13 protein-coding genes are annotated in these 15577 nt (G+C 70.3%); 11 read left to right on the plus strand and 2 right to left on the minus strand.

The annotated features are described in order from the left end of the window. Positions 1 to 467 precede the first annotated feature (467 nt). Positions 468 to 1169, minus strand: a complete 702-nt coding sequence (locus AC068D_RS08410; RefSeq protein WP_478822184.1) for a bifunctional DNA primase/polymerase — start codon at positions 1167 to 1169, stop codon at positions 468 to 470. Between the two features lie 529 nt (positions 1170 to 1698). Between AC068D_RS08410 and AC068D_RS08415 the strand changes: the two genes are divergently transcribed. Beyond that, positions 1699 to 3228, plus strand: a complete 1530-nt coding sequence (locus tag AC068D_RS08415; RefSeq protein ID WP_478822596.1) for a PP2C family protein-serine/threonine phosphatase — start codon at positions 1699 to 1701, stop codon at positions 3226 to 3228. Positions 3229 to 3366: 138 nt separating this feature from the next. Beyond that, positions 3367 to 4845: an aminopeptidase P family protein gene (locus AC068D_RS08420; RefSeq protein ID WP_478822185.1), complete on the plus strand. Its 1479-nt coding sequence runs from the start codon at positions 3367 to 3369 to the stop codon at positions 4843 to 4845. 86 nt (positions 4846 to 4931) lie between these two features. Here AC068D_RS08420 and AC068D_RS08425 read toward each other — a convergent pair whose 3' ends face one another. Beyond that, complete coding sequence (locus AC068D_RS08425; protein WP_478822186.1) at positions 4932 to 5396, minus strand: ATP-binding protein; 465 nt, start codon at positions 5394 to 5396, stop codon at positions 4932 to 4934. A gap of 236 nt (positions 5397 to 5632) precedes the next feature. On the opposite strand from AC068D_RS08425, the gene AC068D_RS08430 reads away from it, so the two are divergent. The 9 genes from AC068D_RS08430 (at position 5633) to AC068D_RS08470 (ending at position 15503) form a co-directional block, all read left to right on the plus strand. Next, on the plus strand, positions 5633 to 6445 hold the full coding sequence (locus AC068D_RS08430; protein ID WP_478822187.1) for a hypothetical protein: 813 nt from the start codon (positions 5633 to 5635) through the stop codon (positions 6443 to 6445). A gap of 92 nt (positions 6446 to 6537) precedes the next feature. Next, positions 6538 to 7293 carry a YcnI family copper-binding membrane protein gene (locus AC068D_RS08435; protein WP_478822188.1) on the plus strand — a complete coding sequence of 252 codons (756 nt, stop codon included), beginning with the start codon at positions 6538 to 6540 and terminating at the stop codon, positions 7291 to 7293. 33 nt (positions 7294 to 7326) lie between these two features. Then, complete coding sequence (locus tag AC068D_RS08440; protein WP_478822189.1) at positions 7327 to 8031, plus strand: SCO family protein; 705 nt, start codon at positions 7327 to 7329, stop codon at positions 8029 to 8031. Further along, positions 8028 to 8480 carry a copper chaperone PCu(A)C gene (locus tag AC068D_RS08445; RefSeq protein WP_478822190.1) on the plus strand — a complete coding sequence of 151 codons (453 nt, stop codon included), beginning with the start codon at positions 8028 to 8030 and terminating at the stop codon, positions 8478 to 8480. The genes AC068D_RS08440 and AC068D_RS08445 overlap by 4 nt, the downstream gene beginning before the upstream one ends. Positions 8481 to 8499: 19 nt before the next feature. Continuing rightward, the gene (locus AC068D_RS08450; RefSeq protein WP_478822191.1) at positions 8500 to 10530 is read left to right on the plus strand and encodes a copper resistance CopC/CopD family protein; all 2031 of its coding nucleotides are present in this window, start codon (positions 8500 to 8502) and stop codon (positions 10528 to 10530) included. A 7-nt stretch (positions 10531 to 10537) separates the two neighbouring features. After that, positions 10538 to 11788: an iron uptake transporter deferrochelatase/peroxidase subunit gene (gene efeB / locus AC068D_RS08455; RefSeq protein WP_478822192.1), complete on the plus strand. Its 1251-nt coding sequence runs from the start codon at positions 10538 to 10540 to the stop codon at positions 11786 to 11788. Between the two features lie 132 nt (positions 11789 to 11920). Continuing rightward, entirely contained in the window at positions 11921 to 12862 is a 942-nt protein-coding gene (gene pheA / locus AC068D_RS08460) for a prephenate dehydratase (protein ID WP_478822193.1), read from the plus strand. 563 nt (positions 12863 to 13425) lie between these two features. Further along, positions 13426 to 14703 (plus strand): serine--tRNA ligase, encoded by a 1278-nt coding sequence (gene serS, locus AC068D_RS08465; protein WP_478822194.1) that lies wholly within the window; start codon positions 13426 to 13428, stop codon positions 14701 to 14703. Next, the gene (locus tag AC068D_RS08470; protein WP_478822195.1) at positions 14700 to 15503 is read left to right on the plus strand and encodes an HAD family hydrolase; all 804 of its coding nucleotides are present in this window, start codon (positions 14700 to 14702) and stop codon (positions 15501 to 15503) included. Before serS ends, AC068D_RS08470 begins: the two co-directional genes overlap by 4 nt. Positions 15504 to 15577: the final 74 nt, after the last annotated feature.

Here is a 15577-nt window from a genome sequence, read left to right on the forward strand (position 1 = left end):
CCGGACCTTTGCCTCGCACGAACCGCACCCGGACGCCTCGGCCGCCTACGTCCCCGCCACTCGGCCGGCGCGGCATGTCCGGGCCCCGACGGGCAGCGGCGTGGGCCCGGAGTGACGCGCGGGCCGCATCGATTCCAGCCAGAATTCCCGGGCGGGGTGTGGTCTTGCCATCTGCTATGGATTGGTGACCCCGATCGGGCATCCGCCCCCACCGGGGATCCGGCCCGGCGACCGTCCCGGCCTGGTCCGGCACCGCCGGAGGCGATGCACGCCCTACGACCGGGCACGCCCCGGGTTTCCGTTCGCAACGGCGGCCCGTGGCGCGCGTGGACCCGGTACGGGTCCGTACGCCCGGACCCATGCACAGGGACCGAGTCCGGCCGACGGCACGGCAGAGACCGGCCCGGCACGGACGAAGCACGGACGAAGCAGGGACCACTCAGTACGGACGACCCAGTACGGACCACTCAGTACGTGAGCCGGGTGCCGTCCCCCGCCTCCGGGGCCGGCGCGCTCACGCTCGCCTCCACCAGGGCATCGACGACCGCCTCCACATCCGGCAGCCACGGCCTCGCAGATCCCGGCAGCGGCGCCCGCTCCCAGCGGACCTGCCCGGCGCCGGCCTCCGACGGCGGCAGCACCAGATAGCCGCCCTCGCCGTGGAAGCGGAGCGATCCGGGCACCCTGTCCTTGGCATAGAGCAGCTCGCCCAGTTGCTCCATCGAGTACGGGGCGACGAGCAGCGCCCAGCGGGTCGGGGTCGCCACGACCGGGCCGAGCCTGATGCCCATGCGGTCGAGTGCGGCCAGCGCCCTCGCCCCTGCCGCTGTGGGCAGACTGACCGCGCACGGCGCCCGGCCACCCGTCGCCAGCACGATCGGTGCCGTGGGGCGGTTGGTCCACCACCAGCGCACCATCCGCTCATCGGTGGTCGCCGCGAGAATTCCGGGGTCGAACGGGTGCGCGCCGGGGACGACGCACTCGGGGTCGGGGCAGGCACAGCCGCGTCCGCGGTCACCGCGTCCGGCCGGCCCGAGTCCCACGCCGGGCAGCACGGGCCAGTGCCATGCCGTTGCGCAGGTGAGCGCCGCATCGAGCTGGGCAGGCGTTCCCTCATGCCGGTTGCGCCGGAACCAGAGCCTGCGTCGCCTTCCGGGGATCTCGCGCATGAGCGCTCGTCCTTTCCGTTGAACGCCGAGGGCCACATCACACCATGTGTGCATCACTTCACCGTGCGTACCGCCGTGCGTCTCGCTGTGCGTCCAAGTCGGCACGTCACCACCCGCGCCATGGGCCTGCCACGGGCATGGGAGCCCTGATCACATGCGGCGACGAACACCGCCGGGAAACCGAACGAAGTGGGCTGTGTCCATTAAACGCGTGGCGAGGGGTGGCGCGTGCATGGCGCTTTGCCGTCCCGCTGTACTGGTCCCGCCACTCGGGATGGGGCGCGGCGGCCTCGACGGTTAAGACGCCCGGGCTCCCCGCCAGGTTCCGGGACCGTCCCAACTGCCCCTGGCCATCACCGTTTACGTACCCATGACGCTCGGAATGACGCTCCTCCCAGGACTCGGTCCCAGGAGGTACACCCTCTCGAACGCCTTCAGTCGACCGCAAATAGGCGCCATGGGGGGCAATTTTTGGCCAAGTTAGAAGCTCCTCGAACACCCCATGGACACCAGCAATTTCGGCAGGACAATGCTGGACATCCCCTCATGTGTGCGTGTACATGTGGATGCATTGATAGCGGCGCAGAATGACATGGGGGTTTGCGATGCTATTGGCCGAAACGAACCAGTCGGAGAGCCGGCTGCCATGAGCGCCCCTCACCTGCCGAAAGTGGCTGGAATCGATTCAACGATTCCTGCGTCCGCTCACACTGTCGCCCCTCTCGCGTCCGCCTCCGTCCCCGACACCGCTCCCGGCACGCTGATCCAGGACCGGCTGGCCGGGTGGGTGTCCGACCTCACGACCCTTCACGAACTCACCGAGCGTCTCGCCGGAACGAGCACGCTGGACGACGCCCTCCATGAACTCCTGCGCGCAGGCGCCGCGCTGGTCGGCGCCCGCCGGGGCATGGTCGTCCTCGAACCTCCGTACGACCGCGGTCCTGCCATCACCGTCGGCCTCGGCCTCGCCCACGCCGACCTCGGCCACATCGAGACCGTCCCGCGCAGCGCCACCTCCTACGGCCGGATCCTCGACGGAGCTCCCGCGAGCGTCCCCGCCCCGGTCGCGCAGGCCGATCTGTTCGGCGACGAGCACCTGGACCCCCGACTGCGCGAGGTCGCCGCGCGCCTCGGCTACGCCGCCAGCTACGCCCTGCCGCTCGCCACCGGTGGAGCGGGAAAACTGGGCGTCGCCGTCTGGTTCTACGACGAGCCCGCCGAGCCGATCGAGCGCCGGCGTCATCTCGTCGGCCTCTACGGCCGCTACGCGACCGAACATCTGGCCCGTCTCCTCGAGCTGGACCGGGCGCGCAAGCGGCTGGCCACCATCGCCGAGGAGCTGCTGCCCAGCCGGCTGCCCCGGGTGCCCGGGGTCCGGCTCGCGGCCCGGCATCTCGGTGGACCGCGGGGCGGCGGCGAGTGGTACGACGCGCTGCCGCTGCCCGAAGGCGCGCTGGGGCTCGCCGTCGGCTCGGTCTCCGGCTCGGGGCCGAGCGCCCTGGCCGCGATGGGCCGGCTCCGGGCGAGTCTGCGGGCCTACGCGGTGATGGAGGGTGAGGACCCCGTCGCCGTACTGTCCGATCTGGAACTGCTGCTGCGGCTCACGGAACCCGCTCGCTCGGCCACCGCGCTGTTCGCGTACTGCGAGCCCGCGCTGCGCAAGGTCGTGCTGGCCGGGGCGGGGCACACACCACCTCTGATCATCGGGGAACGGCGCACCGAGTTCATCGAGACCTCACTGTCGGCGCCACTGGGGATGCTGGCCTGCTGGGAGGCGCCGAGCGTGGAGTTCTCGCCGGCACCTGGAGAAACGGTGCTGCTCTACACCGACGGGCTGCTGCGCCGCACGGGCGATCCCATGGACCGGGCGTTCTCCCGGCTTCACGCGGCGGCGGCGGGTGTGCCGCGGGCCGCCCGCCACGACCCGGCGGCGATCGTCGACCATGTGCTGCGGACCGTGCTGCCCGACGGCCTCGCCTCCGCCGAGGACGCCGCCGGTACCACCGAGGACGCCGAGGACGCCGAGGACGTGGTGCTGATGGCGGCCTGGTTCGAGTGACCCCTGCACGACACCTGTCGTGACGGCGTCGCGACCGCCTGCCGACTCCGTGCCACGGGTCCGGCGGCACCGGGCGGTCTTCCGCACGACCGTACGATGGGTGAGGGTTCAGTGTCGTACCAACGAGGAGGCGGACCCGTGGCAGAGGAGCTCACTCCGGAGACCCCGGAAGAGTCGGGCGAAGAGCCGATCAAGCAGCGGAAGAACGGGCTGTACCCGGGTGTCTCCGACGAGCTCGCGGAGAACATGAAGTCGGGCTGGGCCGACACCGAGCTCCACGGCCTGGAGCCGGTGCCGCAGGCCGCGCACACCGCGCGCCGCCGGGCCGCGCTCTCCGCCCGCTTCCCGGGCGAGCGTCTCGTCGTCCCCGCGGGCCGGCTGAAGACCCGTTCCAACGACACCGAGTACGCGTTCCGGGCCTCCACCGAGTACGCGTACCTCACCGGTGACCAGACCGAGGACGGCGTGCTCGTCCTGGAGCCGGCGACGTTCGCCGACGGGACGAGCGGCCACGAGGCGACCGTCTATCTGCTGCCGCGCTCCAACAGGGAGAACGGTGAGTTCTGGCTGGACGGCCAGGGCGAGCTGTGGGTCGGCCGGCGCCACTCGCTGGCCGAGGCCGAGCAGCTGCTGGGCATTCCGGCGAAGGACGTACGGGAGCTGCCCGAGCAGCTGCGGGAGGCGACGGGCCCGGTCCGTAACGTCCGCGGCCACGACGCCGTCATCGAGGCGGCCCTGACCGACAAGGTCACCGCCGAACGCGACGAGGAGCTGCGCGTCTTCCTCTCCGAGGCCCGCCTGGTCAAGGACGAGTTCGAGATCGCCGAGCTGCAGAAGGCCTGTGACTTCACCACCCGCGGCTTCGAGGACGTGGTCAGGGTCCTGGACAAGGCCGAGGCCACCAGCGAGCGCTACATCGAGGGCACCTTCTTCCTGCGTGCCCGCGTCGACGGCAACGACGTCGGCTACGGCTCGATCTGCGCGGCGGGTCCGCACGCCACCACCCTGCACTGGGTGCGCAACGACGGCGCCGTACGCCCCGGCGAACTGCTTCTGCTCGACGCCGGTGTCGAGACCACGGAGCTCTACACCGCGGACGTCACGCGCACGCTGCCGATCAACGGCCGCTTCAGCGAGCTGCAGCGCAAGATCTACGACGCGGTGTACGAAGCGCAGGAGGCCGGAATCGCCGCGGTGAAGCCGGGCGCCGCATTCCGCGACTTCCACGACGCCGCGCAGCGCGTTCTCGCCACCAGGCTGGTGGAGTGGGGGCTGCTCGGGGACCTGGACGTGGAGAAGGTCCTGGAGCTCGGTCTGCAGCGCCGCTGGACCCTGCACGGCACCGGCCACATGCTCGGCATGGATGTGCACGACTGCGCTGCCGCACGGACCGAGGCGTACGTGGAAGCGATCCTGGAGCCGGGCATGTGCCTGACCGTCGAGCCGGGGCTGTACTTCCAGGCGGACGATCTCACCGTGCCCGCCGAGTACCGGGGCATCGGCGTCCGGATCGAGGACGACATCATCGTCACGGAGGACGGCAACCGGAATCTGTCGGCTTCGCTGCCGCGGCAGGCCGACGAGGTCGAGGCCTGGATGGCGCAGCTCAAGGGCTGACCCCCGGCGCACGGACCGACGGGCTAACGGCCCACCGGCGTGCCGAGGGGCGACAAGGCGCAGAGGACAGCGGAGGGCGTTCCCGCTCAGGTCACCCTGAGCAGGGCGCCCTCCCGCCACTTCAGCATCTTGTCGAAACTGACGACCGCCCCGCGCCCCGGCCGGTTCCCGAAGTGGACGTGGTCGGCGAGCTGCTCGATGAGACAGAGTCCGCGTCCGTGCTCCGCGGACAGGGACGATGTGGGCACCAGGGAGGCGAGAGGAGGTGCGGAGCGGCCGTCGGGGAAACCCGGTCCGGAGTCCGCCACCTCGATGAGGCACTTCTCACCGTCGAGATACGCCGTCACGCGGTAGGCCGCCGAAGGGGCGTCCGTCTCCGCGTTCCCGCCGTGCTCCACGGCATTGGCGCACGCCTCGCTCAGCGCGACCGAGAGATCGTAGGAGATGTCGGGGTCGACGCCTGCGGTCTCCATCGTGCCGAGGAGAAGGCGACGGGCGAGCGGGACGCTCGCAGCCTCACGCCGCAAATGGAGAGACCACCAGATGCTCATGCTCCAGCCTCCTGGCTGCGGCTCGACATACCGTTACCTATTGCCGCAAGGCCGCGCTCGTAAGCGTGTGGCCGACGTGCAGGGCGCCAATGCCCCCGTTCGGCGGACGCGCAGGTGGCCTACACCGGTGTACAACCCGGTGTATGCCGGGGAGCGCGTGCGTGGAGCGGCCCCGGAGCCGGCCTTCCGGGCCTGCTGCCCGGCCTCGGCGGACGCAGTGCGATGATGTCCCGGCCATGTCTGCCCACCCGTCGGTCGAGCCCCCGATCGCACACGCCGGAGCCGGTCTGCGGCTGCTGAGGGCCGCGGTGTTCGCCGCGGTCTGCGTCGTGCTGTCCGCGCTCGGGCATGTACTGGCCTCGTGCGCGCCCATCCCCTGGTGGACGCTGGTGGCAGGTTTCCTGCTCACCCTCGCTGTGGCGACACCGCTCGCCGGGCGTGAGCACTCGTTGCCGGTCATCGCCACGGCCCTGGCGGGCGGGCAGCTCGCCCTGCACACGCTCTTCGGCCTCGGCCAGCGTCAGCTCGCGGTGGCACCGACCGCCGACGACGCGCTGATCAGGACCGCGGCGAAACTCCTGTGCGGTGCCGGCGCCACGTCACTGAGCGCCGCCGACGCCCATCGGGTCCTCGTCCGCGCCGGGATCGATCCGGCAGGCGTCGGCCATGCCGCCGACACCGCCCACCCGGGTCATGTGGCCCCGGAAGCGGCCGGGCTGCTGCCCGGTGCGCCGATGGTGCTCGGCCATCTGCTGGCCGCGGTCGTCGTCGGCTGGCTGCTGCGGCGCGGCGAGGTCGCACTGTTCCGGCTGGCACGGCTGTCGGTGGACGGCGCCACCGAGATCGCGGAAGCGGCGCTCGTACGCTCCCTGCGTGCCGCGCTCGTTCTCGTACGGGCTCTCCTCGCCGGACTGCCGGGGGCACCCGGCAGCGGCCCTCGGGCCCGTGCCCGGACACTCACCGACGACCCTCCGCCACTCGCGGCCGGGGCACTCCAGCACACGGTGATCAGACGCGGCCCTCCGGTGCCGTACGCCCTCGCAGTCTGAAGCGACCCACTCGACGGGAGTGGTGTCGCTGCGTCCGTGCGCATCCGTGCGCGGACCGATCACCTTCCTGCTCACGTGGAGCGTTCCCTGCCATGAACAACTTCTCTCGTCTCGCCGTCGCCGCCTCCGTCGCCGCCTCGGGCGTCCTGCTGCTCTCCGGCACCGCCTTCGCGCACGTCAGCGTGCAGCCGCAGGGCGAGGCCGCCAAGGGCGGCTACGCCACGGTCAACTTCAAGGTCCCCAACGAGCGCGACGACGCCTCGACGGTGAAGCTCGAGGTCACCGTCCCCGCCGAGCACCCGCTGTCCTCCGTGATGCCGCAGCCCGTCCCGGGCTGGAAGGCCGAGGTCACCAAGACCAAGCTCGCCAAGCCGCTCACGGTGCACGGCAAGCAGATCACCGAGGCCGTCTCCAAGATCACCTGGACCGCCGACGGCGGCAAGATCGGCCCTGGCGAGTTCCAGCAGTTCCCGGTCTCGCTGGGGAAGCTGCCGGAGGACACCGACAAGCTGGTGTTCAAGGCCCTGCAGACGTACGACAACAAGGAGATCGTCCGCTGGATCGAGGAGCCGAAGGAGGGCGCGGCGGAGCCGGAGAGCCCGGCGCCCGTGCTCACCCTGTCCGCGGCGACCGCTGACCACCACGGTGGGGGCGCCGGGTCCGACGCCAAGGGCGAGGGCAAGAACGGCGGGCACGGCGACGAACACAAGGACGGCCGTTCCTCCGGAGCCGCGGCGGACTCGGGGACCAGCGACACCACCGCCCGCGTACTGGCCGTCGTGGGCATCGTGACCGGTGCCGCGGGTGTCGCCTTCGGCGTGCTGGCCGGCCGGCGTCGTTCGGCCTGACGGCCGAGCACGGACCCCTCCTGGGAGAACCTCATGCACATCCGGAAGAACGACGACCCGAACCGTCCGCGTCGGCGTACCCCTCTGATCGCGGTGCTCGCCGCCACGGCGGTACTGGCCGTCGCGGCGGGCTTCGCCCTCACCCAGGGCGACGAAAAGACGTCCTCCACCGGCGGCTTCGCCGATCTGTCCGCCCAGCCGAGGACCAAGGCGGCGACCGTCCTGGACCGCCCCTTCGACAAGCCCGATCTGGTCCTGACGGACACCAAGGGCAAGCAGTACGACCTCCGCGAGCAGACCAAGGGCAAGCCCACGCTGGTCTACTTCGGCTACACGCACTGCCCCGACGTCTGTCCGCTGACGATGAGCAACATCGCCATCGCCAGGAAGCAGCTGCCCAAGGCCGACCAGGACAAGCTCCAGGTCGTCTTCGTCACCACCGACCCCGAGCGGGACATCGCCGCGGAGCTCGCCAAGTGGCTCCCCTCGGCCGGCGACGCGTCGTTCGTCGGCCTCACCGGTGACTTCGCCACCATTCAGGCGGGTGCGCGCCAGCTCGGCATCGGCATCGATCCGCCGAAGAAGGAGAAGGACGGTTCCGTCGTCTCCATGCACGGCACGCAGGTGATCGCCTTCTCCCCGACGACCGACCAGGGCTATGTCCTGTACGGGGAGAGCACCCGCGCGGACGACTTTGCCAAGGACCTGCCGAAGATCATCAAGGGGGAGAACCCGTGACCCGCCGCTCCACCCTCGCCTCCGTCGTCGCCCTCACGGCGGGACTGACTCTGGCGGGCTGCTCGTCCGGCTCCGGATCCGCTCCCGAGCTCAAGGTCAGCGGGGCGTTCATGCCCCAGCCCGTCGACGACATGGCGGCCGGGTTCCTCACCGTCACCAACAACGGCGGTGAGGCGGACAAGCTCACCTCGGTCACCAGCGACATAGCCACCGATGTGCAGATCCACGAGACCAAGAACCAGAAGATGCAGCAGGTGAAGTCCTTCGACATCCCTGCAAACGGCGAGCTGGCTCTTGAGCGCGGCGGCAGCCACATCATGTTCATGGGCCTGAAGCAGAAGCCCGAGCAGGGCGACAACGTGTCCGTGGAGCTCCACTTCGAGAAGTCCGAACCGGTCAGGATCGAGCTTCCGGTGAAGGAACGCACGTACAACCCGAAGCACCACTGACACACCGAGGGGACAGAACATGACGGCCACCGCCCCGCGCTTCGGGACACGGAATCCCGGCACCTCCCTGATCCGGCTGCTCCTCGTCGCGGCCGCGCTCGTCGGCACCGTGCTCATGGGCGCGACGCCCGCGAGTGCGCATGCCGCGCTGACCGGGAGCACCCCGAAGGACGGGGCGGTGCTCGCCACCGCCCCCAAGGACGTCACACTCACCTTCTCCGAGCAGGTCGCCATGGGTGACAGCTCGATCCGGGTCCTCGACCCCAGAAGCAAACGGGTCGACACCGGGGAACTGCAGAACCTGTGCAGCGGAAGCCTCGTCAAGTACGGCGTCTCGCTGAACCCGGGCCTGGCCAAGGGCACCTACACGGTCGCCTGGCAGGCGGTGTCCGCCGACAGCCATCCGATCGCGGGCGCGTTCACGTTCTCCATCGGCACCCCCTCCAAGACGGTGGTGGAGCTGCCGAAACAGGAGGCGGGCGGCGGACTCGTCGGCACGCTGTACGACATCGCGCGCTACGCCGCGTACACCGGGTTCATCCTGCTCGCGGGCAGTGCCGCGTTCATCCTCGCGTGCTGGCCGCGCGGTGCCGGTGAACGGCCGATGCAGCGGCTGGTGGTCCGGGGCTGGGTGACACTCATCGTGGCGACGCTGGCGATGCTGCTGCTGCGCAACCCCTACACGGGCTCCGGGGAGTTGGCCGACGTCCTGGACCTGGGCGGGCTGAAGTCCGTACTGGACACCAAGACCGGAGCGGCGCTGGTGTCGCGGCTGCTGCTGCTCGGCGCCGCCGCACTGTTCGTGGCGGTGCTGTTCGGGGCCTACGCGAGGCGGGACGCCGAGGCTTCCGGGGACGATGCGAAGGAGAAGGGCGACCTCACCTTCGGGCTCGCCGTCGGCGGCACTGTCGTCGCAGCCGGCATCGCCGGCACCTGGGCGCTTTCCGAGCATGCGTCGACCGGGATCCAGCCGGGCGTCGCGATGCCCGTGGACGTGCTGCATCTGCTGGCCGTGGCCTGCTGGCTCGGGGGTCTGGTGGCGGTGCTGGTGGCGCTGTACCGGACGCCTTCCCTGGAACGTACGGCGGTGCTCCGATTCTCCCGGGTCGCGTTCGCTTCGGTCGTCGTGCTGACCCTGACCGGCCTCTACCAGTCCTGGCGCCAGGTCGGCTCCTGGTCGGCGCTCACGGGCACCTCCTACGGCCGGCTACTGCTGGTGAAGGTGGGCCTGGTCGCCGTGCTCGTGGCGGTGGCGTGGGTCTCGCGGCGGTGGACGGCACAGCTCGCGGAGGCTTCCGCGCCGGGGGCGGACGGGCATGACGAGGCGGCTGCGGAGGCCGAGGCCGACGCCGACGCCGACGCCGACGCCGGGAACGAGGCGGACGCCGACGCCGACGGGAACGAGGCGGACGCCGGAGCCGCTGACGGGAACAGGGCCGAGACAGACGGTCCGGGAGCGCAGGGCTCCGACCCCGAGCGTGCCACGCAACTCGCCCGCCAGAGGGCCGCACTGGCCACTGCCCGGCGAAAGCGGCTCAGGGACGCCGATCCGGCCCGCAACGGGCTGCGTCGCTCCGTGCTCGCGGAGGCCGGCATCGCCGTCGTGCTCCTCGCCGTGACGACCGTGCTGACCTCGACCGAGCCCGGACGCACGGAGGAAGCCGTGAGGGCAGCGAGCGGAGGCCAGGCGTCCAGCGCCGTACCCAGCCGCCCCGTCGACTTCACCCTGCCCTTCGACAGCGGCGGCAAGGACGGCAAGGGCACGGTCCGGCTGAAGATCGACCCGGGCCGCTCGGGCGCCAACGGGCTGCGCCTGTGGGTGAACCGGCCCAACGGACGACCCCTGGACATCCCTGAGGTGAAGGTCGCGTTCACCCTCAAGGCCGAGGCGATCGGACCGCTCCCGGTCGTCCCCGATCACATCGCGACCGGTCAATGGGGTGCGAACAACATCCAGGTCCCGCTGCCCGGGGAGTGGCAGGTCCAGATCACCGTACGGACGTCGGACATCGACCAGACGACCGTCGAGAAGAACGTGAAGATCGGCTGACAGTGCAATGAGCGACAGCAGTATCGAGATCTCGCGACGCCGGCTGCTGGGCACGGTCGGCGCCGCGGGCGCCACCGGCCTGGTTCTCGGCGCGGCAGGCGGTGCCGCGACCCATGCCGCAGCCGCGGGCGAACCGGTGACCGCGCTGGCCACCGTCGGCTCCGCCACCGAGTCCTTCCACGGCGACCACCAGGCGGGCATCACCACGCCCATGCAGTCCCGCGGCCATCTCGTCGCCTTCGACCTCGTTGCGGGCGCGGGCGCGAGCGCCGGCCGCAGGGAAGCCGTGGCACTGATGCGGCGCTGGTCGGCGACGGCGGCACGGCTGATGGCCGGCGAGCCGGTGGGGGACGGTGACACGGGCGTCGCCCTGGACGCGGGCCCGTCCTCGCTGACCATCACCTTCGGCTTCGGCCGCACCTTCTTCGACCGTACGGGGCTGGCCGCGCAGCGCCCGTCCGAGCTGGACCCGCTGCCCCCCTTCTCCTCGGACCAGCTCGACGCCCGGCGCTCCGACGGCGATCTCTGGGTGCAGATCGGCGCGAACGACGCGCTGGTCGCGTTCCACGCCCTGCGTGCGATCCAGAAGGACGCCGGCCGGGCAGCGCGGCTGCGCTGGCAGATGAACGGTTTCAACCGTTCGCCCGGAGCCACGGCGGCGCCGATGACCGCCCGCAATCTGATGGGGCAGATCGACGGCACCCGCAATCCGAAGCCCGCCGAACCGGACTTCGACCGGCGTGTCTTCGTCCCGTCCGGCGGGCGTCACCCGTGGATGGCGGGTGGGTCCTACGCGGTCGTCCGCAGGATCCGCATGCTTCTCGACGACTGGGAGCAGCTGTCCCTGAAGGACCAGGAGCGGGTGATCGGCCGGCGGAAGTCGGACGGCGCCCCGCTCACCGGTGGCAGCGAGACGACCGAACTCGGACTGGACAAGACCGGCCCCGACGGGAAATTGGTCATCCCTGACAACGCCCATGCCCGTATCTCGGCGCCGGAGCAGAACGACGGAGCCGCGATGCTCCGGCGCCCGTTCTCGTTCCACGACGGAATCGACGTCGACGGCACACCGGACGCCGGGCTGCTGTTCGTCTGCTGGCAGGCGGATCCGCTCAAGGGCTTCGTGCCTGTGCAGCGCAAGCTGGACCGGGGCGACGCGCTGTCGGCGTTCATCCGTCATGAATCGAGCGGCCTCTTCGCCGTCCCGGGCGGGCCGAAGGAGGGTGAATACGTCGGGCAGCGTCTGCTCGAGTCATGACGGGACCTGACGTGACACGACAGGGACGGCACGGGTGACGGGAACGACGGCACGGGCGCAGGCGCTGCGGTGCGAGGAACCAGCGAGGGCGACGAAAGCAGCGAGGGGCGTAGGCGCACTAGGGTGACGGGTATGTCCGCCACGCGCTTCGCCTATCTCGGCCCTGAGGGCACCTTCACGGAGGCCGCCCTGCGCACGCTTCCCGAGGCCGCGACCCGAGAGCTCGTCCCCATGGTGTCGGTACCGGCCGCACTCGACTCCGTACGGAACGGGGAGGCCGCGGCCGCGCTCGTACCCATCGAGAACTCGGTGGAGGGCGGTGTCACCGCGACGCTCGACGAGCTGGCCTCCGGCGAGCCGCTGATGATCTACCGGGAAGTGCTGCTGCCGATCACCTTCGCACTGCTGGTGAGGCCCGGCACAAAGCTGTCGGACGTGAAGACGGTGACCGGACACCCGGTTGCCCAGCCGCAGGTGAGGAACTGGCTGCGCGCCCATCTGCCCGACGCCGTGTGGGAGTCGGCGGCGTCGAACGCGGACGGCGCCCGGCTGGTCCAGGAAGGCCGCTTCGACGCCGCCTTCGCCGGTGCATTCGCGGCGGCGACCTACGGTCTCGAACCGCTGGTCACCGAGATCCATGACGCGGAGAACGCGGAGACCCGCTTTGTGCTGGTCGGCCGCCCCGCCCGGCCGGCGGCCCCGACCGGGGCGGACAAGACGTCCGTGGTCATCTGGCAGCGCGATGACCACCCGGGTGCGCTGCTGGAGCTGCTCCAGGAGTTCGCGGTGCGCGGGGTGAACCTGATGCTGCTGCAGTCGCGGCCGACCGGTGCAGGCATCGGCAACTACTGCTTCGCGATCGACGCCGAGGGCCATATCTCGGACCGGCGGGTGGGCGAGGCTCTGATGGGGCTCAAGCGGATCTGCCCGGAGGTGCGATTCCTGGGTTCGTATCCGCAGGCGGGCGTGTCGACGCCGGCGCAGACGGCGCGTGCGCTGCGGCCAGGGACGTCGGACGCGGAGTTCGTGAATGCGGCGGAGTGGCTGGCACGCTGTCAGGACGGGCGGGCGTAACCCGGGGTTCGCCTAGGTCGATGGCTTCTGCACGCTCTTCCTGCCTTCCTTGCCCACAGAAGTTATCCACAGGCTGGACTCTCGACCTGGGGACAAGTCGACATCACAGAACGACAAGGTCGACAAATCACCTCAGTCATCCCACATGGGTCCACAGCCCTACCGGCTGCCCGCGTCAGCACAATTCCTTTGATCGACTCTTTGGAGCGAGGAATTGCCACTCGAAAGAGCGTGTGGGGCAGGTTTGAAAGAGGAATCCCCCGCTCCTCATGTCACTTTCGGAATGATCTCTTCCGTAATCCACAGATCACCCCAGCAGCCTGTGGATAACTCATCGGAGCTCCGCATCCCTGTGGACAACGACCCCCAAGTTCCGCACTCCACAAGGGGGGTGGGTCAAGCAGGGAGGGAGACTTGCCCCATTTCGGGACTGGCGTCCGGTTCATTGACGGAAGCCCGCTCCTCCTTGCCTCCCCTTTCCCTAATTCGGGGCAATTGGGACAAAGGGACACGCAATCAATATCAACTGGGGAGGCGGGAGCGCACACCGGTAGCCTGGTGGGGTGATTGACCTTCGCCTGCTCCGTGAGGACCCCGACCGTGTTCGCGCCTCCCAGCGCGCCCGTGGAGAGGACGTCGAGCTCGTCGACGCCCTGCTCTCCGCCGATGAGCGGCGCAGGTCGTCCGGCGTCCGTTTCGATGAACTCCGCTCCGAGCAGAAGTCGCTCGGCAAGCTCATCCCCAAGGCGTCCCCGGACGAGCGGGCCGAGCTGCTGAAGAAGGCCGAGCAGCTGAAGAGCGACGTGAAGGCCGCCGAGGCCGAGCAGAACGAGGCCGACGAGGAGACCCGCGGGCTGCTGCTCCGGCTGGGCAACCTGGTCCACCCCGACGTACCGGTCGGCGGCGAGGAGGACTTCACCGTCCTGGAGACGCACGGCACGATCCGTGACTTCGGTGCCGAGGGCTTCGAGCCCAAGGACCACCTGGAGCTCGGCGAGGCGCTCGGCGCCATCGACGTCGAGCGCGGCGCGAAGGTCTCCGGCTCGCGCTTCTACTACCTGACCGGCATCGGCGCGCTCCTGGAGCTCGCCCTGGTCAACGCGGCGATCGCCCAGGCCACGGAGGCCGGCTTCATCCCGATGCTGACCCCGGCGCTGGTCCGCCCGCGCGCCATGGAGGGCACGGGCTTCCTCGGCCAGGCCGCCGAGAACGTGTACCACCTGGAGAAGGACGACTTCTATCTCGTCGGCACGTCCGAGGTCCCGCTCGCGGCGTACCACATGGACGAGATCATCGACGCCGACAAGCTTCCGCTGCGGTACGCGGGCTTCTCGCCGTGCTTCCGCCGCGAGGCCGGTACCTACGGCAAGGACACGCGCGGCATCTTCCGCGTCCACCAGTTCGACAAGGTCGAGATGTTCTCGTACGTCGACCCCGACGACGCCGAGAACGAGCACAAGCGGCTCCTCGAATGGGAGAAGCAGTGGCTGACCGGTCTTGAGCTGCCGTTCCAGGTGATCGATGTGGCGAGCGGTGACCTGGGCTCGTCGGCGTCCCGGAAGTTCGACTGCGAGGCGTGGATTCCCACCCAGGGCAAGTACCGCGAGCTGACGTCGGCGTCGAACTGCGACGGATTCCAGGCGCGCCGGCTGTCGGTGCGCATGCGTGACGGCAAGCAGGTCAAGCCGCTCGCGACGCTGAACGGCACACTGTGCGCCGTACCGCGCACGATCGTGGCGATCCTGGAGAACCACCAGCTGGCGGACGGTTCGGTGCGGGTGCCCGAGATGCTCCGGCCCTACCTGGGCGGCCGTGAAGTGCTGGAGCCCGTGGGCAAGTGAGCTTTCCCTACCGCCTGATAGCCACGGATCTCGACGGAACGCTGCTGCGCTCCGACGAAACGGTCTCGGAGCGCACGCGCGCCGCGCTCGCCGCCGCCACGGCGGCGGGCGCCGCGCACATCGTCGTCACGGGACGCGCCACCCCGTGGACCCGCCCCATCCTGGACGACCTGGGCTACCGGGGCCTGGCGGTCTGCGGCCAGGGCGCGCAGGTCTACCACGCGGGCGAGCACAAGCTGCTGACCTCGGTGACCCTGGACCGGCAGCTGGCCGGTCTCGCGCTTGCCAAGCTGGAGGCCGAGGTAGGCCCGCTGGCTCTCGCCGCCGCTCGCGACGGCCTCGAAGGCAAGGTGATGGTCGGCCCCGGCTACCGGATGCAGGAGGGGCCGCTCCCGGCCGTCCTCTGCGACGATCCGGCCGAACTGTGGTCCGCACCGCTCACCAAGGTCTACGTCCAGCACCCGTCGCTCGACGACGACACCCTCACGCGCATCGCCCGTGGCACGGTGGGAGGTCTGGTGGACGTGGTGCTGGCCGGTGCCGGCATCGTGGAGATGCTCCCGCTGGGCCTGAGCAAGGCCACCGGTCTCTCCCTGGCCGCCCGTCGGCTCGGTGTGAAGGCATCGCAGACGATCGCCTTCGGCGACATGCCCAACGACATCCCGATGTTCGCCTGGTCCGCTCATGGCGTGGCCATGGCCAACGCTCACGACGATCTCAAGGCCGTGGCCCACGAGGTCACGGCCTCGAACAACGACGACGGTGTAGCGGTGGTGCTGGAACAACTGCTCTCGGGCTGACCCTGCCGGAGCCGTCCCGGCGGGCACCCGTCCGACACGGCCCGGTGGATACGGTCCGGGGCGTCCGCGGGTGG

Source organism: Streptomyces sp. NPDC043861, from assembly GCF_056435905.1.